This is a genomic window from Hymenobacter polaris, assembly GCF_012927305.1.
GTDB classification, from domain to species: domain Bacteria; phylum Bacteroidota; class Bacteroidia; order Cytophagales; family Hymenobacteraceae; genus Hymenobacter; species Hymenobacter polaris.
The window spans coordinates 509199-533939 of sequence record NZ_JABBGH010000002.1 but is presented as its reverse complement, the minus strand read 5'-3'; the positions used below and the strand labels follow the sequence as shown (position 1 = coordinate 533939).

The following is a 24741-nucleotide window of genomic DNA, read 5'->3' as shown; positions in this document are numbered from 1 at the left end:
GTGTACCCCATTCGGCCGGCTGGGGTTATCCTGGCGCTGACTCGGCGGCGGTTACCGCCGGCGTAGCGCAGTGCCAAGCGCTGAGCTGCTCCAGAATGGGGAGCAGCGCCTGCCCGTGCGGCGTGAGCGAGTATTCGACGCGGGGCGGCAGCTCGGCAAAGGCCTCGCGCCGCACAATGCCATCTTCCTCTAGCTCCTTCAGCTGCTCGGTGAGCACCTTGCGCGAAATAAGCGGGATGCGCTGCGCCAGCTGCCCGAAGCGACGCTGCTGCGTGAGGTGCACGATAATGATGAGCTTCCACTTGCTGCCCAGCACGCCCATAGCGCGGGTCATAGAGCAGGCAGAGGTGCAAAAGGCGGCGTCGCGCATAGCAGTAGAAAAAAAGTAGCGTTAGTTACGAACAGGTAACCAGTTTGTACGGCAACTTGGCTGGCTTTGGTAACTATAGGTAACTATTGATAGTTCCTTGCCGAAACCAATCCAAATTAAGTACTTTTTAACATGGAAACCTCTCAAAAACTTGCCGGCAAGGTAGCCCTCATCACGGGCGGCAACTCGGGCATCGGCCTGGCTACGGCCCAGCGCTTCGTGGCCGAAGGCGCGTTTGTATTTATCACCGGGCGGCGGCAGGCCGAGCTGGATGCGGCAGTGCAGGCGCTGGGCAGCTCAGCCATAGGCCTGCAGGGCGACGTTAGCAACCTGGCCGACCTAGACCGGGCCATCGCCACCATCAAGGCCCAAAAAGGCCGCCTCGACGTAGTGTTTGCCAACGCGGGCATTGCTGAGTTTGCGCCCCTGGAGGCCGTGACGGAGGCGCACTACGACCGGCAGTTCGACATCAACGTGAAGGGCCTATTCTTCACGGTGCAGAAGGCGCTGCCCTTGCTGCCCGACGGCGCGGCCATCATCCTTATGTCGTCCATTGTGGGCATCAAGGGCTTCGAAGCCAACAGCGTGTACAGCGCCACCAAGGCCGCCATTCGCTCGCTGGCCCGCACCCTCACGGCCGACCTCAAGGCGCGCCGCATTCGGGTAAACGCCATCAGCCCCGGCCCCATTGAAACGCCCGGCCTCAACGGCATCCTCGACACGCCCGAGCAAGTGGCACAATTTAAGGCCCAGCTGATGAGCGCAATACCCCTAGGCCGCGTGGGCGACGCCGATGAGATTGCCAAGGCCGTCGTGTTCCTGGCGTCCGACGACAGCAGCTTCGTCACCGGCGCCGAGCTATTTGTGGACGGTGGCCTAGCCCAGGTATAGGTCCGCCTCTTGCTTCACCGCCAAGCGAGTTGGCCGACGGCCGAGGGCGGAGTAAGCGCGGGTTTTAACGCCTCAAAAGCCCGTCTCGCTGCGCTAACCGAAGCATCTTCACCGCACCCCTAAGGGTGGTCAGTAGAGTTGCTTCGGCTAGCACAGCAGGACGGGCTTTTGCTTTTTTGCGGCAGGGGGCCCTAGGACCCTGGCTGGCCCTAAGCCTGCACTTTGGCTTGCTCGTCGGGGGTGGGCTGGTGCTTCTCGCCGGTGGTCACGGCCTTGGCGTAGGCAAAGGCGCGCACGAAGATGTTACCGGGCGAGTCCCAGTATTCGCCGCTTTCAATCGTCACTTTCAGCAGGGCAATCGTGGGATCGTCGGTGCCCTTGGGGAAGAAGCCGCGAAAATCCTCGCGCCACAGCTCCTTGATTTTTGCTTTGTCCTCCGTCACTTCGGCCCGGCCGGCAATGGTCACGTAGGTGGCGTTGTCGATGTCGTTGTAACCGAGGCCTACCTGCGGGTTGGCTTTAATTTCGCTCACTTTCTGGGCATCGTTTTCCGTGAAAAACCACAGCGCCCCGTCGTTGCCTGGCTCGCAGGTATACATGGGCCGGCCGTGCAGGTGGCCCTGCGCGTCGAGGGTAGTGAGGGTGGTATATTTTACTTCCTTAATTTTATCCAGGAGCTTTTGAACGTCGTGGATAACTGCAACTTGCTCGGCCATGGGGAAAAAGGGAAAAGGAACGTGAGAAGGATGAACCCCCAGCTATACGCGCTGCTAAAGCCCCCGCGTTACACGCTTACGCCTTGAAAGCCAAAATTTTATTAGCTCCCAGCCGGCAAGCTAAGCTGTAGTGCGCCACGCAAATCTAGGTTTTCTGGCAGTTAACCCACGGGGGCCAATTCACAAAAAAACGGCCGTCTGGTGAGCGCCGGGGGCCGAGGGCCCGTGGGCGCGCGCGCGGGCCGGCAGCCCCGGCCGGGCGCGGTCCGTACTACCAGCCTATGCACCCGTCCGCTACCGCCGCCCGCGCCCGCCCCAACCTCACGCAGGGCCCCATTCTGCAAACGCTGCTGGCGCTGGCCTGGCCCATTGTGCTGGGCAACGTGCTGCAAACCGGCTACCAGCTCATCGACGCCTTTTGGGTGGGGCAGCTGGGCTCGCGGGCGGTGGCGGCGGTGGCCGTCAGCTTCCCGGTCAACTTCCTGCTCATTGCCCTGGGGTCGGGGTTTTCGGTGGCCGGCTCGGTGCTGGTGGCTCAAAATTTTGGCGCCCGCCATACCAAGATGGTCAACCACGTGGCGGCGCAGGCCCTGGCCCTCGAAACCGGCCTGGCGCTACTGCTCACGGTGGGCGCGCACTTCGCCTCGCCCACCATTCTGCACCTGATGGGGGCCGGCCCCGACATCTTCGAGCCGGCCAACCAGTTTCAGCAGGTGCTGTTCTGGGGGCTCACGTTCAACTTTGGCTTCCTCATGTTTCAGGCCCTCATGCGGGGCGTGGGCGAGGTCAAGATTCCGCTCTACATCAACCTGGTGACCCTAGGGCTAAACTTCGCCCTCGACCCGCTCTTTATTTATGGCTACGGGCCGGTGTCGGCACTGGGCGTGGCGGGCTCGGCGGCGGCCACCCTCGTGACGCAGGTGCTAAGCGTGGTGGCCGGGCTGGTGGTGCTGCTGCGCGGGCGCTCGGGCATTCAGCTCAGCTTCCGGGGCTTCCGGCCCGACTGGGCGCTGATGGCGCGCATCTTCCGGCTGGGCGCTCCCTCGTCGGTCGATTTGTCGGCGCGGGCCCTGGGGCTGTCGGTGCTCACGACGCTGGCGGCGGGCTTCGGCACGGCGGTGCTGGCCACGTATGGCATCGGCTCGCGCATTATCGCGCTGGCTATTATTCCGGCGTTGGGCATCTCGCTGGCCTGCTCTACGCTGGTGGCCCAAAACGTGGGCGCCCGCAACCTGCCCAGGGCCCTGCAAACGGCCAACTACGCGCTGGGCGTCAGCTTTGCCACGCTGCTGGCCCTAGGGGGCCTCATCTGGCTGGGGGCCCGGCCGCTGGTGGCGTTTTTTCTGCGGGGCGACCCGCTGGTGAGCGAGCAGGCGGTGGAGTTTGTGCGCATTGCGGCGCTCAGCCTGTGCTTCACGGGGGTGCAGCAAACGGTATCGGGCGCGTTTCGGGGAGTGGGCAACACGCTCTCGGCCATGGTGCTCACTATCACCGGCATCTGGGTGTTTCAGTTTCCGGCGGCCTGGTACCTCTCGCACCATACGGCCCTGGGCTTCCGCGGCATCTGGTGGTCGTTTGTGGTGGCCAACGTGCTGATTTCGACCGTGGCGGGCCTCTGGTACTGGAAGGGCAACTGGCACGGCCGCGACCTGGCCGACCCACTGGCCCCGCAGGTGGCCGCCGCCACGCCGCAGGAGGAAAAACTGGTTTAGCATTGGCCAACGGGCAGCAAAAAAGGCGGTCATGCCTCGCTACACGCTGCACAACCGCCTTTTAAATAACGTCTCCTTTCTACTCGACCCTTACTCCACGGTGAGGCGCAGAGGCTGGGCGCCGGCGCGCACCACGTACACGCCAGCGGGCAGGCCGGCGGGCAGCGTAGCCGTGCCGTTGGCATCGGCGGTGGCGGTGGCTACCACCCGGCCCAGGGCATCGAGCACCTGCACCAAGGCACCGGCCGCCGCGCCGCTCAGCGTGGCGGCGCCCGGCGTGGGGTTGGGGTAGAGGCTCAGGCCGGCCGCGCCCCCTAGGGCCACGGTACGCACGGGCGTATAGTGGGCCGCGCCATCCTGATCTACCTGGCGCAGGCGGTAGTGCAGCCTGCTAGCCCCGGCGGGTAGTGCGGCATCGAGCAGGGAGTAGGTGCGGGTGGTGGCGCTAGTACCGGCGGCGGCTACCTGGCCTACTTTGGCAAACGTTACGCCGTCCGCGCTGCGCTCTACCTCAAACGCGCGGCTGTGCAGTTCCGAAGCCGTGGTCCAGGTGAGGCGCACGGCGGCCGGGCCCTGCGCCGCAGCCGCAAAGCTCACCAGCTCTACCGGCAGGGGGGTGGCCGAGTTGGCCAGCGTCCAGATGCTGAAGCTGGTAATGCCCGTCTTGGTCACGGTTTTGTCGCTGGTGTTCAGGGTAGCCGGATTCTGGCTCAGCCACGAGTTGCTGGCCCCGGTTTCCGATTTAAAGAGGGCTAGGTTGGCTTCGGGGGTAGCTGGGCTGGTAGCTAGCTCGTGGGCAAAGTAGCTGAACACTAGACTCACGTTGAGGCCGGTTTTGTTGGCGGGCGTGATGGTGAAGTAGCGCAAAATGCTCTGGCTGGTGCCTACGCCCGCCAGGGCCGTACCGGTGGTGCGCACCACCGGCGTGCTGCCCGGCGCCGTCGAGCCCAGGGCGGGCGTCAGGCTCAGGCCCAGGCCGCCAAAGCTTTCGGTGCTGCCGGGGGCCAGGGTGCGGGTGGCGGCCACGCTGCCCAGCACGTAGCTGGCGTCGGTCTCGCTGATGGTGGCGCCCGGCGCCAGCGTCAGCTGGTAGGCTTTGGTGTCGAGCAGGCCGCTGGTCAGGGTCAGGCTGTTGGTTACGGTAGCGCTCTGGCCGAGCTGCACGGTGCCGCTGGCTTTGCGCACGGCCAGGTCCCCGAAGCTAGTGGCGCTGCTGCCCCCTAGGGCCTGGGTAGCGGCCGCCCCCACAAAGGTGACGGGCCCGCTCAAGCTTATGGTGCCGCTGTTGTTCAAGTCGCCATTCACTTGCAGCTCGGCGCCGCTGGCCGAGGCCAGGCTGGCCCCACCGGCAATGGTGATGCTGCTAACGGGGTAGGTGCCAGTGGTTAGGCTAGGGTAGCGGGCTTGGCCGCCGGGCAGCGTCACGCTGACGCTGGCCGAGGGCACCAGGCCATAGCTCCAGTTATGGCAATTCATCCAGTCGGTGCTGGCGGCGCCGTTCCAGGCTACGGCAGTGGTGCCCACCGGCACCACCACGGTTACTACCAGCGGGGCGGTGCTGGTGTTGCCCTGGTTGTCGGTCACGGTCAGGGCCACGGGCTGGCCGTAGGCTACGGGCGCGCCGGGCACGGTCCAGGTGGGGCTGCCCACCAGCGTGCCGGCGTTGGCGGCCGTGCCGGTGGCGTCGGCCACGGTGGTGCCGCCGTTCTCATTTAGGCGGTAGTAGGCCACCAGGCCGGTGGTGCTGCCAGGGATGCTCATGCTGCGGGTGGCGGCAATTTGAGCGGCCGTGCGGGTCACGCTCCACACCCGCACCTCGTCGATGCTGCCGGGGAAAAACTCGCCGAAGTTGGTGGAGCCGATGCGCAGGTTGTCGGCGTTGGGCACGGCGTGCGGGGTAGCGGTGCTGGGCTGGTCGGTGCTCACCAGCGCCCCGTCGAGGTAGAGGCAGCGCGTGTTGGTGGCCGGGTCGTAGCTGGCGGCCACGTGGTGCCAGGCGCCGCTCAGGTCGGCGGTGGTGGCATCCAAGTCGTTGCTCCACCAATAGTTGCGCAGGCCGGTGGGCGAGAGGCGCAGGGCGTTCACCTGGTTGTTGTTGCCGTAGTTGCCCCAGCCAATAATGCCGTACTGGCCCATCTGGGTGGGCTTCACCCAGGCCTCAATGGTATAGGCGCTGTTGCCCACGGGCATGGTGGCGCTGCTGCCCAGGTCCACGTACTGGTTGGACTGGTTAGGATTACTGAAGGTAAGGGCCGCGTTGGTGGCGGTGGGCGTCAGGTCGGCGCAGCTAAAGGTGGTGCGGCTTACGCTTAGGGCGCTGGCCGGGGCCAGGCCGCAGTTGGCGGTGCTGCCGTTGTTGGCGGCGCTGGGCCCTAGAGTAGCATTCCCGTTGGCATCGAGCGTCAGCGTCACGTTTTGGGCCACGGCCAGCGGCGCGGCGCAGGTAGGCGCCACCATGGTGGCCGAGTAGGCGCCCTGGCCGGTTACGCTGGCTTTGTCGGCGCGCACGCGGTAGTAGTAGGTGGTGCCGGGAGCCAGGCCCGTAATGGCCAGGCTGGTGGCCGGGGCCGCCACGCTACGCGTTATCAGGCCGGCGCTGAAGGTAGCGTTGGTGGCCACATCTACGTAGTAGCTGGCTACCGACCCTAGGGCCGGGGCCGTCCAGTTGGCCGTGAAGCCGCTGCTGCCCGCGCCCGTCGCCGCCGCCGCGGTGGGCACCACCAGGGCGTAGCTCTCCACCCAGTTGCTGGTGGTGTTGCCGCTAGCCAGGCTGAAGTTGGTGAGGGTACCGTTGCCGCCGTTGCCGATGTTGTAGAGGGTCGTGAGGGCGGTGTTGGCGCCGGTGCTGGCCGTGGCGGGCGTGCCCTCGTCGAAGCTGTAGTAGGCCGCCAGGCTGCCAGGTGCGGCGCTGGCGGTGCTGGCCATATCGGCCTGCACCTGGGCTTGTGTCAGGGCTGCATTATAAATGCGCACTTCGTCGAGCGAGCCCTTTAGGTACGGGTCCTGGCCGTATTGCGAGCGGCCCAGCCAGCTGTTGGTTAGGGTGCCCAGGCTGGCTGGGCTCACGCCCAGGTTGGAGTTGGTGCCCACCACCTGGCCATTGAGGTAGAGCGTGCCCGAGGTGATGCCCGCCGTGGTAGCCAGCGTAACGGCTACGTGCTGCCACCGCCCTGGCACCAGGGGAGTAGTAGACAAAATGTTTACTTCGGGGCCAGCGTTGCGGTTGGCCGTAATCCCGAAGCCCAGGTAGCCGCTGTTGTTCCCATAAGCCGTCTTGGCCGTCAGCATCATCCAGGAAGTGGTGCCGGTACCAAAGTCGAAGATGCGCGTCCAGCCCCCATTGTCCTGGTAGTTTATCCACGCCTCAAAAGTGAAATTGGCGGTATTGAGGCCGCTAGGCAAACTCACGTAGTCATCGGCACCGTCGAAAGCCAGGGCGTTGCCAGGGGCCGGCAGGTAAGTAAAGGCCGTACTGGTAGCCGTGTTATTGGGGGTAGTTACGCTGCTGGTACCCGTGGCGCTGGCGCCGGCGGGCACCCGGAATGTGATGGCCGTGCCCATATTGGTAAGGATAGTAGCTGGCGCACCATTGATAACTAGGCTAGTAGCTCCCGCCAGCCCCACGCCAGTGAGGGTAGCGGGCACTCCCGCACCGGCCGAGCCAGGGCTAATGCTGGTAATGATGGCCGTGGGGGCTACCGACACGCCCATTACGTTGAGCACGCCGCCATTCTGCGTGGTCGTCACGCTCTGGATAGACTTGGTAGTATTAGCCGGGCTCAGCGCAAACGAAAATTCGTAGAGCCGTGGGTTAGAGGCATCGTTGCCGATAAGCGCATTGCTGGCCCGGCTGACGCGCCCTAGCCCCTGGATGGCGTAGTTACTCCCATTGTACCAGTCGGGCACCGAAACAGCGCTAAATACCTGCGTAGTATTATCGGTGAAGGTGACGGTGACGCCCATATTGCTGCTGCCCGAACCGGTAGCTGCCAGCAGGTACAGGGTAGTGGCAGCCTGCGGGGTACTCAGCGTGAGGGTACCCCCACCGCGCAACGAGTTGTTGGCACTGTAGCTAGCTAGTTGGTACGTGGCCCCGCTACCGGTAGCGCTGGTGATAAGTCCCCCGGTAGGCAAGCCCCCCGAAGCCGTGCCAATGTTCTGAATTAGCGGTGAGTAGCCTTTTTCCATCAGCACGTAGGAGGCGTTGTCAAAGTCATTGCTGGTGCTGGTAAGTGGTAGGCTATTGCCATTGGCTACCACATCATCCGTGTAGCCCGTCACGGCCACTGGCACTATCGCTGTTTGGGCAAAGGCCGGGGTGCCAGCCAGCAGCCAGCCAGCACCAAATGCCCATAGCGCGCAGGCAACACGTTTTTGCACAGCACCGGGATTAATTGAAAAAATCTGACGGGCACTTTTAGCTGAAATAGCTGTTGGATAGAAGAGATATTTCATACGCATCAATCAGGTATTATTACAATATCAATAGAACAAATGAGGAATTTATTTGATATAAACTTTAGCTATAAACAGCTATTATACAAGTTATCTAGGAGTGCTATAATGTTCTCTTTTAGCAAATATATAAACCCTAATCAATCATATACAGCAAGGATAAGACAATTTTATAATTAATTTTCTCTTATTGTATAATTTTAATAATTTATAAAATTAATAAACACTATATTATATAACTTAAACTATAATTTTTATTCACTACACCAATAATCCTATATTTTTTTAATTTCCTCAACTTTGCCAGGTGATTAGCTGGTTCGAGAAACCAACGGGATACTAAACGGTGTGCACCGCCCGGTAGGGTTATAGGCTGCTTCCACCGCGTACGCGGGTTAAGGCATCTGGCTGGCCAGCACATATAGCTAAACCAACTGGCAGCGGCCATATAGTAGCGGGCCACGCTAGCGCCAACCCAATAGCCTAGGGTATAGTAAGTTGCCTAAAGTGACACCGGATTAGAAGCAATAGCTGGCCCCTGGCTGTGAGCGGCCCTCACATACCAATCGCGCAATTCCCACCGGCCGGCGACGAGCCTACCCGCCCTTGGCAGCCACTGGCTACTTTACCCACAAGCTGCGGTTGCTCTGGTCAGACTACCACGTAGCCAGTCCTAAATCCGGCCTTGTGGGGGCCGAACTGCTAGGTATGCCCTAGGGCCAAAAGGTCGTATTATTAGGCTTGGTAGGCGCTAGGCCAGGCGCGCTGCACCAAGCGGCTGCCCAGCCAGTAGGCAAACCACGAGAAGCAGGGCGCGGCCAGCACGTCGTAGGTGTAGTGTACGCGCTGCACTAGCACCAGCACGCCCACGGCCACGGCCATGGCGGCCAGCAGCCCGCGCCACCAGCGCCCGCGCACGGCCAGCGCCAGCAAGACCACGGTAGACGTGTGGCCCGAGAAGAATAAGTCTTTGGTAATGGCCTCGCTGGAAGTGGTATGGAACAGGGTGTCGGTGAGCGGGTCAACCATGGGCACCATGGCCAGGGGCGGCACTAGCGGCACCAGCCAGATGGTGGCCATGCGCAGCACCAGCAGCAGCAGCAGGGCCCACATGCCACGTAAAAACAAGCGCGGATGGCGCGTGAGCCAGCCCACGCCCAGCACCACCGCCCCCCACACCAGCAGGAAGATGGGCACCGTCACATCGTGGCGCGGCAGCAAGTCCAGCACCGGGTCGGGCAGCAGCCAACCGGGGCGCTGCTGAATGGTGTGAAAGAAAAACGGCGTAAACGGCACCACCAGCCCAAACATGAGGGCCAGCTGCAGTTGCCAGCTGCGCCGAAACGCGGGCTGGGCCCAGCCCTGCTGCCAGGCCGCGCGGGGGGTGCTGGCTTCTGCTGGTACGGGTGGCAAAGTAGCTAGCGTAGGCGTAATCATAGAGAAAATAAATAACGCGTAACAATGAAGTAATGTGCAAAATTAAGCGCGGCGGTCTCGCCTGCCTAGCGCGGCTGGCCCCACCCTAGGCCCCTGCCCCTACAAAAAGCACTAGCGGCGCAGCTATAACTGCCTGCGGGCCTAGCCTAGGGCGCCGCGCGTGGTGCCTCCCGAGCCCCGCGGGGGCTGGCCCTGCACCAAACAAGCCGAGGAATCTGCCAGCTATCATTAGGTGCGACGCGAGCTACGCTGGCCTGTGGGGGAGCTTAAGCCGGGCGCCACGCCCCTTAGCCTTCAGAACGGCGGCAAAAATTTGTCCGATTTACCGCTTTATTGGGGCCTAGGGCTGCCACTGGGCTTTTGCCAGCCTTGAACCCAGTGGCGGCCCGGCAGTACCTTGGCCCGCATGACTACTTCTACCCGCCTGGTTCTTACCACCCTTGGGCTGGCCCTGGCCGCCGCCCCTAGGCCCGCCCGCGCCCAAAATGCCGCCCTCGACGCCCGCATTGCCCAGCTGGCCGCCGCTGAAAACGCCAAGGTAGTGGCCTGGCGGCGCGACCTGCACGAGCATCCCGAGCTGGGCAACGAGGAAACCCGCACCGCCGCCCTGGTGGCCGGTCTGCTCAAGAGCTGGGGCCTGGAAGTGCAAACTGGCGTGGCCCGCACCGGCGTGGTGGGCATTCTGCGGGGCGGCAAGCCCGGCCCCGTAGTGGCCCTGCGCGCCGACATGGACGGCCTGCCCCTCACCGAAACCACCGGCCTGGCCTTCGCCAGCACCGTGAAGAGCACCTACCTGGGCCAACCCGTGGGGGTGATGCACGCCTGCGGCCACGATACCCACGTGGCTATGCTGCTGGGCGCGGCCGAGGTGCTAAGCCAGGTGAAGAAAGACCTGTCGGGCACCGTCAAGTTTATCTTCCAGCCCGCCGAGGAGGGCTCGCTGCCCGGCGTGGTGGGCGGGGCCAAGCTCATGGTGCAGGAGGGCGTGCTCGACAAGCCCAAGGTGGACGCCCTCTTCGGGCTACACATCTGGGCGTCGGCGCCGGTGGGGCAGCTGCAGTACCGCCCCAGGGGCGAAATGGCCAGCTCCGACCGCTTCACGGTGAAGGTAATTGGCAAGGGCAGCCACGGCGCCAAGCCCTGGAGCAGCGTAGACCCGGTGGTGACGGCCGCCGAAATCATTACGGCGCTGCAAACCATCGTGAGCCGCCAGATAGACCTGACGCAGGACGCAGCCGTGGTGACGGTGGGCACCGTGCAGGCCGGCGTGCGCTACAACATCATTCCGCCCGATGCGACGCTCTCGGGCACCATTCGCGCTTTTAGCCCCACCGTGCAAAAGCAAATCTGGGTTGCCATCAAGCGCACGGCCGAGGGCATTGCGGCGGCCAACGGCGCCACCGCCGAGGTGGGCATCGAGCCTTACGTGCCCGTCACCTACAACGACCCCGCCCTCACGGCCCGCATGCTGCCCACCCTGCAGCGCGCAGCTGGCGCGCCCAACGTGGTGGAAATCAAGGCCGTGACTGGGGCCGAGGATTTTGCCTGCTACCAGGAGAAAGTACCGGGCCTGTTTGTCTTTTTGGGCGGCATGGCGCCCGGCACCGACCCCGCCACCGTGGCCGACCACCACACGTCCGGCTTCAAAGTAGACGAGGGTGCTTTTCCCCTAGGGGTGAAAACGCTAGCTACCCTGGCCGCCGACTACCTAGCGAGTAAGAAGTAGGCCTAGGGCATAATGGCGGCCTAAAAGCGGAAAAGGCGGTCATGCTGAGTCTGTCGAAGCATCTCTACCGCACCGCCTAGGCGGTGCGGTAGAGATGCTTCGACAGACTCAGCATGACCGCCTTTTTGATTCCGCGGCTCGCGCCGGCCCTAGGGCCGGCCTAGTCGTAGTGCGTGAGCGGTACGCGGCGCTTCTTACCGAAGGCGTACTCCACCTTGAGGGTGAGCGTGGCGAAATTGTCGGGTTGCCTAGGATTGGCGCGCTGGCTGATGTCGTCGAGCAGGTCAGTAGTGGTGAAGTAATACAGCGCGTCGAGGGTGAAGTAGAGGTGGGGCGAGGCCTTGAGCGTGCCGCCGATGCCCACTGGGAAGGCGCCGGCCAGCAGCGGGTAGCTGTTGCGGCCCTCGGCGGGCAGCTGGATGGCGCCCCCCGCCCCGTCGTTTTGGTAGGCGGTGGGGCTGGTGAGCAGCAGCCCGGCGCCGGCCTCCACGAAGAGCTGGGCGGGCGAGGACTGCTGCATTAGGCCCGAATACATACTCTTGTCCTCAAATATGTTGTAGCGCAGCGTGGCTTGCAGCAGCCCGTTGGTGCTCTCGAAGCTGTAGCCGCGGCCGGGGTAAAAGTCCTTGGCTTTTAAGTACAGCACGCTTAGCTCGCTGCTGAAAGTGAAGCGCGGGCTCAGGGCCTGCGTCACGCCCACGCCGTAGCCCACCCGCAGGGTATTGTCGGACAGCCGGTTGGTGAGGTCCCCGTTGTAGTAAGCCACGTTGAGGCTGCCGTGGATGCGCGCGGCCGGCCGGATGTAGGCCTGGTTGCGAGCATTATAGCGGCGGCGGGGCGCGTGGTAGCCGGGCGGGCCAGCGTGGGCGGCTCCCAGCGTGGCGAGCCAAAGAATAGCAAAGAGCGGAGAGGTGCGCATAAACGGGCAGTACGCAATAATGGTACGGGAGGGTAAAAGTACGGCAACGCTGCCGCACAACAGGGCATTGCCAGCCGCCGTATCTTGCACGCTATTTCCGCCCGATTCTTCCTCCATGACGATAAGTTTCTCCCTGCCCTACCGCACTACTTATGGCCAGCAGTTAGTGCTGTGCGGCTCGTGGGATGCCCTAGGCCGCTGGGACCTAACCCAGGCCCTGCCGCTGCACTACGACGAAGCCACCACCCGCTGGCGCGGCGAGCTGACCATTGGCTCCGATGCTCCAGCTATCGAGTTGACTTACAAGTACGTATTGCTAATAGAAGGCGGCGGCGTAGTGTGGGAGTGGGGCGACAACCGCACGCTGGCCCTGCCCGGCGCCCCCACCCCGCACCTGGAGGTGCGCGACTTTTGGCGGGCGCCGGCCCAGGACGGGAATGAGCTGTTTACAGCCGCCTTCACGGAGGCGCTGTTCCGCCGGCCGGTGCCAGCCAAAACGGTGAAAGCCAAGGTGAAGAAAGCGGCCGCTGCCATCCCCGGCCCGGCCAACCTGCGCCTGCGCCTGGCCGCCCCGCGCGTGGCGCCGCAGCACCAGGTATGCGTGCTGGGCTCGGACCCCGCCCTGGGCAGCTGGGACAATACCCGGCCGCTGCTGCTGAGCGACGCCGCCTACCCCACCTGGCAGGTCGAGCTGACCCTGGCCCACCCCGACCAGCTGCTCAGCTACAAGTACGGCCTCTGGGATGCCACGCAGCAGCGCGTGATGATGCTCGAAACCGGCGACAACCGGATGCTGCCGCCCGCTAAGGACGCGCACGCCCTACGCGTGCTCGATGACGAAGGCTTTCGCTACGCGGCCGGCAACTGGCGCGGGGCGGGCGTGGCCATGCCCGTGTTCTCGCTGCGCAGCGAAAGTGGCCTAGGGGTGGGCGAGTTCACCGACCTGCAGCTGCTGGTTGACTGGGCCGTGCAAACGGGCCTGAACGTGGTGCAGATTCTGCCCATCAACGACACCACGGCCACGCATACCTGGGTGGACTCGTACCCCTACGCGGCCATCTCGGTGTTTGCCCTGCACCCGCAGTACCTGAACCTGGAGGCCGTGGCTAAGCTCAAGGACAAGAAGGCGGCGGCTGAACTGGTGCAAACCCGCCAGGAGCTGAATGCCAAGGACTTCGTGGATTACGAACCGGTGATGAACGCCAAGTGGAAGTTTATCAAGCTGCTGTATCAGCAGGAGAAAAAGAAGTTTCTAGCCGACCCCGAGTTTCAGCACTTCAAGGCCACCCAGCACAATTGGCTGGTGCCCTACGCCGCCTTTTCGGCCCTGCGCGACCGCTTTGGTACCGCCGACTTTCACCAGTGGCCGGTGGAGTTTCAGGTGCCGCACCAGCCGGATAAGCTGACCGACGAAAGCGCGCCCGACTTCGACGAGTTTGGCGTGCATTTCTTCACCCAGTTTCACTTGGATAAGCAGCTGCGCGCCGCCGTGCAGTACGGCCGCGAGCGCCAGGTGGTGCTGAAGGGCGACTTGCCCATCGGCATCTACCGCCACTCGGTGGACGCCTGGACGCAACCCGAGCTCTACCACATGGACCAACAGGCCGGCGCCCCGCCCGACGACTTCTCGACCACCGGCCAGAACTGGCGCTTCCCCACCTACAACTGGGCGCGCATGGCCGAGGACAACTATCTGTGGTGGAAGCAGCGCATGGGCCACCTGGCGCGCTACTTCGACATGCTGCGCATCGACCACATCCTGGGGTTCTTCCGCATTTGGGAGATGCCCGAAAGCTCGGTGGAAGGCCTGCTGGGTCACTTTGCGCCCGATTTGCCGCTGCACCGCGACGAGATTCAGCGCCGCCTCGGGTGGTTTGACTACGGCCGGCTGTGCGAGCCCTACATCCGCTGGCACATGCTGACGGACATCTTCGGGGCCGACGCGCAGGCGGTGTTCGAGGAGTTTTTGAACGCGGGCGACTACGGCACCTACCAGTTTAAGGAGTCGGTAAATACCCAGCGCAAAATAGAGGACTACCTGGCCGCGCAAACCACCGCCCAGCCCGACAAGGCGGCTTTTTACGAGCGCGTGCGCCTAGGGCTCTACCAGCTGCAAAACGAGGTGCTCTTCATCCCGGCCGGCAACGACTACTACCACCCGCGCATCACGCTCAATAAGACCTACTCGTTTCGGGAGCTGGATGGCGACGAGGCGCGCCGCCGCCTCTACGACGACATCTACGTGGACTTCTTCTACCGTCGCCACGAGGAGTTTTGGCGCGAGCAGGGCCTGGTGAAGCTGCCGGCCGTGCGCTACGCCACCAACATGCTCATCGCGGGCGAGGACCTGGGCATGGTGCCCGCCTCGGTGCCCGGCGTGATGAAGCAGCTCGGCATCCTAGGGCTCAACATTCAGCGGATGCCCTCGAACCCGGAAACCGAGTTTGGCCACCCCGCCGACGCGCCCTACCTGAGCGTGGTGACTACCGGCAGCCACGACATGAGCACGCTGCGCGGCTGGTGGGAGGAGGACCGGGTGCGCACCCAGCGCTTCTACGAAACCACCCTGGGGCACGCCCGCCAACTGGCGCCCTACTACGCCGAGCCGTGGGTGGTGCGCGAAGTACTGCTGCAGCACCTTTACTCGCCAGCCATGTGGGCCATCTTCCCGCTGCAAGACCTGCTGGCCATCGACGGCCACCTGCGCCGCGCCAACCCGCACGACGAGCAAATCAACGTGCCCAGCAACCCGCAGCACTTTTGGAAGTACCGCCTGCACCTGACCCTGGAAGAACTCAACGACGCCGTGGGCCTCAACGAGCCCCTGCACGCGATGGTGAGGGAAAGCGGCCGCGGTGTGCCGTATTAGCCCCTAGGGGTATGCTGCACCAGAAGGACTAGCCGACTAAAAAAAGCGGTCATGCTAATTAAAAGCCCGTCATGCTGAGCTTGCCGAAGCATCTCTACCGAATAACCCCTAGGCGGCGCGGCAGAGATGCTTCGACAGGCGGACGTCAGATAAGCATGACGTGCTTTTTGCGCTTTCCATCCCTCTCATCACCGTGCTTAACACAAAACAAAAGAGGCCTATAGCTCACGCTATAGGCCTCTTTTAGTATATCGTTAGCTTACTTCACCAGGTCCATCTGGCGCAGGTATTCCTGCATCTTGGGGGTAGCCTCCAGCTCGCGGAAGCGGCGCAGCTGGGTGGGCGACACTAGGCGGCCGACTACGGCATTCAGCTGGTCGCGCTCGGCGGGCAGCAGCTCGGCTACTTCGGCGGCGGTGTGGTTGGCGCGCTGCACGGCCAGGTAGTTGATTTCCTGCTCCAGGTATTCGCGCAGGCCGCTGCTTTGCGCCTCGGTGAGGGCCAGGCGGCTGGCGCACACCTGCACAAACTGCTCGGCGCTGGCGGGCGCACTCAGGGGCTTATCGGCGCGGGGGGTGGCTAGGGCGGGGGCTGCCAGCAGCAGAAACGCCCCTAGACGGGCAGTAATGGCAAGGTTCATAGCACGAGTGATTGGGAGGAGAAAGGCAAGATTTACTTTGCTTTAACTAAGATAACGGAAAAAAGATGTCAATTAGCTTTTCTTGTTAAAAAAATATCTTTACCTAAGATACCCACTGAAATATATAGATAAGCAACTACTAACCAGCATCATATGCAGCAATATAGCTAACTTATATCTAATAGACTGCTGCCTAGCCTCTTAGCTCATGAGACAGGCGGGCCACACCCTGGCCTGGCCTAACCCTCGCCCCCTAGGCGCGTACACCCCTGTCATTCTATGTCTTCAGCTTCTTCTTCCAAACTTGCCCTCTACGGCGGCATGGCGGCCAACGTGGCCATTGCCATCAGCAAATTCGTGGCGGCCTACTTCACGGGCTCCTCGGCCATGCTCTCCGAGGGCATCCACTCGCTGGTTGATACCGGCAATGGCGGGCTGCTGCTTTACGGCATGCACCGCAGCCAGCGCCCGGCCGACGACCAGCACCCCTTCGGGCACGGCAAGGAGCTGTATTTCTGGGCCCTTATCGTGGCGGTGCTGGTGTTTGCCATCGGTGGCGGCATGTCGTTTTACGAAGGCATCAAGCACTTGCAGCAGCCCGAGCCGCTCACCGACCCGCTCTGGAACTACGTGGTGCTGGGCCTTTCCATCGTGTTTGAGGGGGCTTCGGCCTGGGTGGCCATCAAGGCGCTGCTTGAGCAGCAGGTGCCGGGGCGCAGCTTCTGGCGCACGCTGCGCACCAGCCGCGACCCGGCCATTTTCGCCTCCGTGTTTGAGAACGGGGCGGCGGTGGCAGGCCTGCTCATTGCGCTGGTGGGCGTGTTTTTGGGGCACGTGCTCGACAATCCTTACCTCGACGGCTCCGCTTCCATCCTCATCGGCCTGCTGCTAATGGCAGTGGCCATCCTGCTGGTGATGCGCACCAAGCAGCTGATAGTGGGCGAGGGCGTGAGCGCCACCACCCTGAAGGAGCTGCAGCAGCTGGCCCGCCACACGCCCGGCGTGGTGCAGGTGCGCCAGCCCCTCACCATGTACCTAGGCCCCGACGAGGTGATTCTGGCTCTCGACGTAGACTTCGAGGACCAACTCACGGCTACCGAGGTAGAGCACGCGGTGGTAGCCGTGCAGGACGCCGTGCGGGCCAGCCACCCCGAGTTTACCCGCATTTTTATTGAAGCTAAATCGCTGACTGGCCGCCCGTAAGCCAGCGCCGTTCTGCTCACTTTTCCACTAGCTTGCTATGACGCAATTACTGACTGATTCTCCCTTCCGCTCCTTTTGGTGGGGGGGCTACGAGTGCACCGACCAGCTCAATGCTTTCGGCCACCGCGTTGATTTTCTGAACATCACCGGCCACCTGCAACTCATCGACCAGGACTACGCCGACCTAGGGCCGTTTAACATCCGCACCGTGCGCGAGGGCATTCGCTGGGCCCAGATTGAGAAAACGCCCTACCAGTACGATTGGAGCACCGTGCAGGTGATGCTGGATGCGGGCCAGCGCGCCGGCATCCAACAGGTGTGGGACCTGTGCCACTTCGGCTACCCCGACGACCTGACGCCGCTGCACCCCATGTTTGCGCGGCGCTTTGCGGCGCTGTGCCGGGCCTTCGTGCACTTCTACCGCGCCCAGCGGCCCGACGAAACCCTGATTGTGACGCCCATCAACGAGGTGAGCTTTATGAGCTGGCTGGGGGGCGACGTGCGCGGCACTTCGCCCTACTGCGTGGGCCAGGGCTGGGAGGTGAAGCTGGGGCTGATGCGCGCCTACATCGAGGGCAGCTGGGCCATGCGCGAAATCGACCCCGGCATCCGCTTCCTCAGCACCGAGCCGCTCATCAACATCCTAGCGCCGCCCAACCCCTGGGAAAGCCACCGCCGCGAGGCCAAGCGCGCGCACATCAACCAGTTTCAGTCGGTGGATATTCTGGCGGGCCGGCTGTGCCCCGAGCTGGGCGGTCACGAAAGCCTGCTCGACATCATGGGCTTCAACTTTTACTACGACAACCAGTGGCACCTGCACCCGCACCGCCACATCGGCTGGAACGACCCCGTGCCCGACCCGCGCTGGACGCCCTTGAGCGAACTGCTAGCCCAGGCCCATAAGCGCTACAAACGGCCCTTCGTGGTGACCGAAACCAGCCACCCCGGCGTGGACCGCCCCATTTGGTGGCGCATGATTGGCCGCGAGTGCGCCCAGGCCATTAGCGCCGGCCTGCCGCTGTGGGGCGCCTGCCTCTACCCCATTATCGACCGGCCCGACTGGGACCACCTCGACCAGTGGCACCGCTCGGGCCTCTGGGATGCCGGCCTTCGCCCCGACGGCCCGCCCTACCGCCACCTGCACGAGCCCGCCGCCGAAGGCCTGCGCGAAGCCCAGGCCCTGGTGGCCGCCGCCAAGCCGCAGCCAAAACCGCAGCGCCAGCCGCGCCTAGTGCTGCAATAGCACCGGCCAGAGGCCCTAGGGGTCGGCTGGCTGCCACCACACTTAAACAGGCGGTCATGCTGAGCCTGCCGAAGCATCTCTCCCGCACAATACGGCGCGGGAGAGATGCTTCGGCAGGCTCAGCATGACCGCCTTATTGCATATGTTAGGACTTACGCACTAGCGGTTACCTTTACTGTATGTCGGCCCTAACTACGTTGTACTCACCTGTGGGAATGCTCACGCTGCACGGCTCCGACGCGGGCTTGCACGAAGTAGACTTCCGGGCTACCGGCGCGGCGCCCACGCCGGCCGCAGAGGTACCCGACTGCCTGCGCGAGGCGCACCGGCAGCTGGCTGCCTACTTCGGGCGCGAGCTGCGCAACTTCGATTTGCCGCTGGCGCCTCTAGTGGGCACCGAGTTCCAACGGCGGGTGTGGGCGGCGCTGGCGGGCATCGGGCACGGGCGCACGGCCTCGTACTTGGAACTGGCCCAGCGGCTGGGCGACCCTAGGGCCGTGCGGGCCGTGGGCGCGGCCAATGGGCGCAACCCGCTGCTCATCGTATGGCCCTGCCACCGGGTGGTGGGCGCAGCGGGCGCCCTCACCGGCTACGCGGGCGGGCTGGTGCGCAAGCAGTGGCTACTGGAGTTTGAGCAGCCCGCCCGCCAGGGCAGCTTGTTTGGGTAAGGCGTGGTGGGTAGCTATTCGCAAAAAAGAACGTCATGTTCATCTGGCGTCCGCTTGTCGAAGCATCTCTACCGAACGATACGGCGTGGTAGAGATGCCTCGACAGGCTCAGCATGACGTTGACGGCCTTTTTGTGCTTACTTGCACACGCTCTCTTTTGTGCATTCCATTCCCAGTATTCTCCCATGAAAAACTCCTTACTGCTCGCGGCGGCGCTGCTGGCGGCGGGCCCGGCCCTAGGGCAGGTGGCGGCCATCAAGCCCCTGCCCTATCCGCAAACGCGCAAGGTGGACACCACCACCACCTACTTCGGCACCAAGGTGGCCGACCCCTACCGCTGGCTCGAAAACGACCAGGCCACCGACACCAAGGCCTGGGTGCAGGAAGAAAATAAGGTCACGCAGGACTACCTGAGCAAGATTCCGTACCGCGAGGCCATCCGCCAGCACCTCACCAAGCTCTGGAACTACGAGAAGTACTCGGCCCCGCGCAAGGAAGGCAAGTACACCTACTTCTCGAAAAACAGCGGCCTGCAAAACCAGTCGGTGCTGTACCGGCAGCTGCCGGGCGGCCAGCCCGAGGTGTTCCTCGACCCCAATACCTTCTCCAAGGACGGCACGACTTCGCTGGCGGGCCTAGGGTTCACCCACGACGGCAGCCTGGCCGCCTACCAAATTTCGGAGGGCGGCTCGGACTGGCACAAGGCCATTGTGCTGCAAGCCAGCGACAAGCGCATTGTGGGCGACACGCTCAAGGACGTGAAGTTCTCGGGCCTGGCCTGGCGCGGCAACGACGGCTTCTACTACAGCAGCTACGACAAGCCCAAGCAGGGCAGCCAACTGGCCGGCAAAACGCAGGTGCACAAGCTCTATTACCACAAGCTGAACACCCCGCAGAGCGCCGACAAGCTCATCTTCGGCGGCGAGCAGGACCCCAACCGCTACATCGGCGCCTACCTCACCGAGGACGAGCGCTTCCTGGTGATTTCGGCGGCCAATACCACCACCGGCAACAAGCTCTACCTCCAGGACCTCAGTAAGCCGGGCAGCGCCATCGTGCCGGTGGTGACGGATGAGAAGAGCATCGTGAGCGTGGCCGACAACGTGGGCAGCAAGCTCTACCTCTACACCAACTACCAGGCGCCCAACTTCCGGCTGGTGACCACCGAGGCCGCCACCCCGAAGCCCGCCAACTGGAAAAACCTGATTGCCGAAACGCCCAACGTACTGGAAGTAAACACCGTGGGCGGCAAGATTTTCGCCACCTACCTCAAAGACGCCACCTCGCTGGTGGAGCAGTACAGCTACGCTGGGCAGAAGGAGCACAGCATTGCGCTGCCGGGTCTAGGGTCGGCTAGCGGTTTCGGGGGCAAGCGCAACGAGAAGGAGACCTACTACACCTTCACGTCCTACGTGTACCCGCCCACCATCTTCAAGTACGACATTGCCAGCGGCAAATCGACGGTGTTTAAGAAGGCCGGCGTGCAGTTCGACCCCAGCAAGTACGAGTCGAAGCAGGTGTTTTACACTTCCAAGGACGGCACGCGCGTGCCCATGCTCATCACCTACAAGAAGGGCCTGGCCCTAAATGGCAAGAATCCCACGCTGCTCTACGCCTACGGCGGCTTCGGTGTGAACATCACCCCCGCCTTCAGCACCTCCAACATCATCTTGCTGGAGCAGGGCGGCGTGTACGCGGTGCCCAACCTGCGCGGCGGCGGCGAGTATGGCGAGAAGTGGCACCTGGCCGGCACCAAGCTGCAGAAGCAGAACGTGTTCGACGACTACATCGCGGCGGCCGAGTACCTGATTAAGAACAACTACACCAGCAAGGACTACTTGGCCATTTCGGGCGGCTCGAACGGCGGCTTGCTGGTGGGCGCCACCATGAGCCAGCGCCCCGAGCTGTTCAAGGTAGCCTTCCCGGCCGTGGGCGTGATGGACATGCTGCGCTACAACCAGTTTACGGCCGGCGCCGGCTGGGCCTACGACTACGGCACGGCCCAGGACTCGCCCGAGATGTTCAACTACCTCTACAAGTACTCGCCCTACCACGCCCTGAAGCCGGCCGCCTATCCCGCCACGCTCATCACCACCGCCGACCACGACGACCGCGTGGTGCCGGCGCACTCGTTCAAGTTTGCCTCGCGCCTGCAGGAAGACCAGCAGGGCCCGGCCCCGGTGCTCATCCGCATCGAAACTAAAGCCGGCCACGGCGCGGGCCGCAGCACCGCCCAGGTCATCGCCGAGCAGACCGACAAGTGGGCGTTTATGTTCGAGAATATGGGCCTAGGGTATAAACAGGCGCTGTAGCACTGGTAAAGGAATCTTCTGTAAAGCTGGGGGTAAGCTGCAGAAGTAGCTAGCCCCCAGCTTTATTTTTGGGCATGAAGTACTTGATAAGTAGCCTCTTTTGCGCTGGCCTGGGCCTAGGCGAAGCCGCCGCGCAGCAAACTATTCCCCCGTTAAAGAAGGAGTTTCTGGATTCAACCTGGCACGTGTTGCCTTCGGCAGCCGGGGCCCACTACCGGCGCGAAACCGAGTGGCGCGATAGCACGGCCGGGGAAGTGCGCGACTACTACTTAAGTGGCCAGTTACAAAGCCGCGAAGAATTTGCCAACATCCGAACGCGCAGCTACCACGGCACGAGCGAATATTTTGACAAAGCCGGCCTATTGACTACGCACGCTGAGTTTGACCACGGCAAGCGGGCGGGCGAACTCCGGCTCTACTACCCCGGTGGGCAGCTAAAGCGCCGCGAGCGCTACGCGGCCGACCAGCGCGGCACCGGCGAGTGCTTTGCGCCCGACGGTACCCCGGTGCCCTTCTTCGAGTTTGAAATCATGCCGCGCTATTCGGAAGGCGACGGGGGCTTTCAGGCTATTGTCAGCGCCATATCCCGCAATTTTCGCTATCCCAAAGATGCCCGCCGCCGAGGCATCGAGGGCCGGGTACTCGTGCGGTTCACCGTCAACGCAACGGGGCAGGTGGAGAACGTAGTAGTTACCCAGGCCCTGTTTCCCTCCATCGACGCCGAAGCCATCAAGTCTGTGTACGCGCTCAAACGCTTTACGCCTGGCCAGCAAGACGGCAAAGCCGTCAGCGTAAGCTTCACTACGCCCATCACGCTGCGGCTGCAATAGCGCAGCTTTGGGCGCGGCTTCATGCGCCAGCAGCTACCCTAGGGCCGAAGGCCGAGGTAATAAACCAGAAAAAGCGCGCGGCCCTGTAACGAATGGTGCGGCGGCCGGTACTCGGGTTGTTGCCGCCGTTCGGGGCCTTTTTTCACCTTGTTAGCTACTTGCACATGAAAGCGTTATTCCTAGGCCTACTGGTGGCCAGCGGCTTAGCCGCCACCGCCCAAACCGTTCCGGCACCCACTTTCACCGCTACCTGCCAAGACCAGGGCTTCAACCACCAGAAAACGTTTTGCGAAACCCGCGACCTCACCATGCCGGCCCCGGCTGGGCAGCCCCTGACGGTGGAGGGAAGCACCAACGGCAGCGTCAGCGTGAAGGGCTGGGACGGGCCCGACGTGCGCATTCGGGCCGTGGTGAAGGCCTGGGCCGACACCGAGGCGCAGGCCCAGGAGCACGTGGCAGGCATTAAAATCAGCACCGCGGGCAATGTGCTGCGCGCCTCCGTACCCGCCGATGGGCAGAACGCGGCCGTCAGCTACGAGGTATTTGTGCCCCGCCGCACGGCCCTCGCCCTCACTACCCACAACGGCAGCATTCGGCTGGCGGGCGTGCAAGCGGCCATCACGTTCAGCGCCCAGAATGGCAGCGTATCGCTCACCGACCTCGGTGGGCAGGTGACGGGCCATACCACCAACGGCAGCCTGACCATCAACCTCAGCGGCCGCCAGTGGCAGGGCCAGGGCCTCGACGTGGAAACCACCAACGGCAGCATTCGCTGGCACCTCCCCACCGACTACTCGGCCCAGCTCTACACCGGCACCACCAATGGCGGCCTGCGCACCGCGCTGCCCCAAACCGACCCCAAAGGCCACCACCACGAAGTGAATACTACCCTCGGCAAAGGCGGCCCCGCAGTGAAGGCCATCACCACCAATGGCAGCGTAGTTATTCAGCAAGGCTAGTTTTGGCTTGCGCAGGGCCTAGGGTATAGGCCGGCCCAGTAACGCCAAGCTCCGGCTTGGTGCCTCGTTGAACGACACCTGCCTGGTTAGTTCAGCAAGGCGCCAAGCCGGAACTTGGCGTTACTGGGCCAGCCGGTGCAGCTCTTTATACAGCTCATTACCAGGCCACAGCAGCTGCAGCACCATAGGCACGTGCTTCTTGCCGGGCTGCACCACGTACTTCGGCGGCTGCCCTAGGGCCGCAAGGCGCTCCCGAAACTTCACTGCGCTCTTCATAATGCCAGGATACGTGTTGCCGCCGATATAGAGGCTGTAGGGTGGCGCCCCCGCCCGCATATGGTACAGCGCCGACGCCTGCCGCCACACCGCCGGGTCGCGGCTAAACGGCACCAGGTACTGCTCGTCGTTGGGGTACTCCATGCGCGTGAGGTAGTCGAGCATGTCGAGGCCGGCGGGGTCGTCGAGCAGCACGGCGTGGGCGGCGCGGGGCCCTAGGCCATACTTCGACACTAGCGTGTCGGAGCCCGTGGCCAGCAGCGCCGCCAGCCCGCCCCCCGCCGAGTGGCCCATCAGGATGATGCGCTGGGGGTTGCCACCGTACTCGGCGGCGTGCTGCACGGTCCAGGCCAGGGCGGCGGCGCAGTCGTCGGCTTGCGCGGGTACCAGCACCCCAGGGGCCAGCCGGTAGCTGATGACAACCCCCACGAAGCCCTGGCGGGCCAGCCGCCGGCCAATGGCCTTGTAGAGGAAGTCGTCTTTGCTGCCGCTGCTCCAGCTGCCCCCGTGGATGAACAGCACCACCGGGCGCGGCGCGGCCGGCTTCTTGGGCTGGTACACGTCGAGTTGGTTGCTTACCGCATCGAAGCCGGGAGCGGTGGTGGGCTTGTAGGCAATATCGGCCACGCGGCGGCTGGCCTGGGCCACGGCCCACTCGTGGGTGCCCAGCACCGCGCCGGCCGCCAGCAGCAAGCCCAGCGGCGGCAGCGCCAGCCAGCGGAATAGCTTTTTCATGCCCTCAATACGGCTGGCCCGCGCCAACGGCTCAGGTTATGGTTTTGTTAGCCCCAAATGCGTTGCTAACCTACAGATTGATTGCACGTTTGACACACAAGATACTGGCGGTGAATCTAAAAAGTTGGCTTGCTATAAGTCGGTTTTCAACCCGCCGGTAACCTGTTTGGTCGAAGGCATTGCCAGTACTTTGGCCAAAATTTTGTAACTTAACCATTATCCCCGTTGCGCCACCCGGCGCAGCCCCCGGCCGCCAAGCCTTTTTTCCGAAGCCCACTGGAAAAACGAACTGGCCCTAGGGGCGCCACCCAGGCGGGGGTGCGGGCCGGGCGCGGGCCGCTTTTTTCTTTTTTCCATCTTTGCTTTTTACCCTATGTCTCGCTATAGTTCATCGCCCGTTTCTACCGTCACCACCGCCAGCCACCGCACCCACGAGCTGCAGCTCTGGCCGCAGTGCTTTGCCGCCGTGGCAGCCGGCACCAAGCCCTTCGACGTGCGCGAAAACGACTACGACTTCCAAGTAGGCGACGCGCTACTGCTGCGCGAATACGACCCCGACCGCCACGAATACAGCGGCCAAACCCTGCTGCGCTACGTCAGCCACGTGCTATGCGGCGGCGAGTTTGGCGTGCAGGAGGGCTGGTGCGTGCTGGGGCTGGGCAACGTAGCCCCGCTGCCAGCCGGCATCACCGACACCCGCCTGTGGTAGGAAGTAGTATTTAATGGTTAATCACTACTCATTAGCCATTAAACACTATCAATCGCGGCTTATTTTTGTAG

The 24741-nt window shown here is 63.3% G+C and carries 18 protein-coding genes; 11 read left to right on the top strand and 7 right to left on the bottom strand.

All coding sequences use genetic code 11. From position 1 onward, the window contains the following. Nucleotides 1–25 precede the first annotated feature (25 nt). Entirely contained in the window at nucleotides 26–370 is a 345-nt protein-coding gene (locus HHL22_RS12630; RefSeq protein WP_169531717.1) for a winged helix-turn-helix transcriptional regulator, read from the bottom strand. A 132-nt stretch (nucleotides 371–502) separates the two neighbouring features. On the opposite strand from HHL22_RS12630, the gene HHL22_RS12625 reads away from it, so the two are divergent. Further along, nucleotides 503–1261, top strand: a complete 759-nt coding sequence (locus HHL22_RS12625; protein WP_169531716.1) for an SDR family oxidoreductase — start codon at nucleotides 503–505, stop codon at nucleotides 1259–1261. 209 nt (nucleotides 1262–1470) lie between these two features. On the opposite strand, the gene HHL22_RS12620 is transcribed toward HHL22_RS12625, so the two are convergent. Continuing rightward, the gene (locus HHL22_RS12620; protein WP_169531715.1) at nucleotides 1471–1977 is read right to left on the bottom strand and encodes a pyridoxamine 5'-phosphate oxidase family protein; all 507 of its coding nucleotides are present in this window, start codon (nucleotides 1975–1977) and stop codon (nucleotides 1471–1473) included. A gap of 281 nt (nucleotides 1978–2258) precedes the next feature. Between HHL22_RS12620 and HHL22_RS12615 the strand changes: the two genes are divergently transcribed. Next, a complete protein-coding gene (locus HHL22_RS12615) occupies nucleotides 2259–3689 on the top strand; it encodes an MATE family efflux transporter (protein ID WP_169531714.1) in 1431 nt (476 codons plus the stop codon). Nucleotides 3690–3779: 90 nt separating this feature from the next. Here HHL22_RS12615 and HHL22_RS12610 read toward each other — a convergent pair whose 3' ends face one another. Both HHL22_RS12610 and HHL22_RS12605 read right to left on the bottom strand, forming a co-directional pair. After that, nucleotides 3780–8069, bottom strand: coding sequence for a LamG-like jellyroll fold domain-containing protein (locus HHL22_RS12610; protein WP_169531713.1), 4290 nt, complete (start codon nucleotides 8067–8069; stop codon nucleotides 3780–3782). Between the two features lie 810 nt (nucleotides 8070–8879). Then, nucleotides 8880–9581 carry a phosphatase PAP2-related protein gene (locus HHL22_RS12605; RefSeq protein ID WP_169531712.1) on the bottom strand — a complete coding sequence of 234 codons (702 nt, stop codon included), beginning with the start codon at nucleotides 9579–9581 and terminating at the stop codon, nucleotides 8880–8882. A gap of 406 nt (nucleotides 9582–9987) precedes the next feature. Between HHL22_RS12605 and HHL22_RS12600 the strand changes: the two genes are divergently transcribed. Further along, nucleotides 9988–11307, top strand: a complete 1320-nt coding sequence (locus HHL22_RS12600; protein WP_169531711.1) for an amidohydrolase — start codon at nucleotides 9988–9990, stop codon at nucleotides 11305–11307. A gap of 160 nt (nucleotides 11308–11467) precedes the next feature. Here HHL22_RS12600 and HHL22_RS12595 read toward each other — a convergent pair whose 3' ends face one another. Then, complete coding sequence (locus tag HHL22_RS12595; protein ID WP_169531710.1) at nucleotides 11468–12226, bottom strand: hypothetical protein; 759 nt, start codon at nucleotides 12224–12226, stop codon at nucleotides 11468–11470. A 115-nt stretch (nucleotides 12227–12341) separates the two neighbouring features. Here HHL22_RS12595 and HHL22_RS12590 point away from each other — a divergent pair, with 115 nt between their 5' ends. Further along, nucleotides 12342–15095, top strand: coding sequence for a 4-alpha-glucanotransferase (locus tag HHL22_RS12590; protein ID WP_169531709.1), 2754 nt, complete (start codon nucleotides 12342–12344; stop codon nucleotides 15093–15095). A 259-nt stretch (nucleotides 15096–15354) separates the two neighbouring features. On the opposite strand, the gene HHL22_RS12585 is transcribed toward HHL22_RS12590, so the two are convergent. Next, a complete protein-coding gene (locus HHL22_RS12585) occupies nucleotides 15355–15735 on the bottom strand; it encodes a hypothetical protein (RefSeq protein ID WP_169531708.1) in 381 nt (126 codons plus the stop codon). Between the two features lie 279 nt (nucleotides 15736–16014). On the opposite strand from HHL22_RS12585, the gene HHL22_RS12580 reads away from it, so the two are divergent. From HHL22_RS12580 to HHL22_RS12555, 6 genes are all read left to right on the top strand, one after another. Then, nucleotides 16015–16938: a cation diffusion facilitator family transporter gene (locus HHL22_RS12580; RefSeq protein WP_169531707.1), complete on the top strand. Its 924-nt coding sequence runs from the start codon at nucleotides 16015–16017 to the stop codon at nucleotides 16936–16938. Between the two features lie 37 nt (nucleotides 16939–16975). After that, on the top strand, nucleotides 16976–18181 hold the full coding sequence (locus tag HHL22_RS12575; protein ID WP_169531706.1) for an amine oxidase: 1206 nt from the start codon (nucleotides 16976–16978) through the stop codon (nucleotides 18179–18181). A gap of 179 nt (nucleotides 18182–18360) precedes the next feature. Then, entirely contained in the window at nucleotides 18361–18849 is a 489-nt protein-coding gene (locus HHL22_RS12570; RefSeq protein ID WP_169531705.1) for a methylated-DNA--[protein]-cysteine S-methyltransferase, read from the top strand. A gap of 185 nt (nucleotides 18850–19034) precedes the next feature. Further along, nucleotides 19035–21161 carry a prolyl oligopeptidase family serine peptidase gene (locus tag HHL22_RS12565; RefSeq protein ID WP_169531704.1) on the top strand — a complete coding sequence of 709 codons (2127 nt, stop codon included), beginning with the start codon at nucleotides 19035–19037 and terminating at the stop codon, nucleotides 21159–21161. Between the two features lie 74 nt (nucleotides 21162–21235). Further along, the gene (locus HHL22_RS12560) at nucleotides 21236–21991 is read left to right on the top strand and encodes an energy transducer TonB (RefSeq protein WP_169531702.1); all 756 of its coding nucleotides are present in this window, start codon (nucleotides 21236–21238) and stop codon (nucleotides 21989–21991) included. Between the two features lie 164 nt (nucleotides 21992–22155). Next, nucleotides 22156–22950, top strand: coding sequence for a DUF4097 family beta strand repeat-containing protein (locus tag HHL22_RS12555; protein WP_169531701.1), 795 nt, complete (start codon nucleotides 22156–22158; stop codon nucleotides 22948–22950). Between the two features lie 120 nt (nucleotides 22951–23070). Here the strand turns inward: HHL22_RS12555 and HHL22_RS12550 are convergent, their stop codons facing one another. Further along, on the bottom strand, nucleotides 23071–23961 hold the full coding sequence (locus HHL22_RS12550) for an alpha/beta hydrolase (protein WP_169531700.1): 891 nt from the start codon (nucleotides 23959–23961) through the stop codon (nucleotides 23071–23073). Between the two features lie 373 nt (nucleotides 23962–24334). On the opposite strand from HHL22_RS12550, the gene HHL22_RS12545 reads away from it, so the two are divergent. Further along, complete coding sequence (locus HHL22_RS12545; RefSeq protein WP_169531698.1) at nucleotides 24335–24670, top strand: ASCH/PUA domain-containing protein; 336 nt, start codon at nucleotides 24335–24337, stop codon at nucleotides 24668–24670. Nucleotides 24671–24741: the final 71 nt, after the last annotated feature.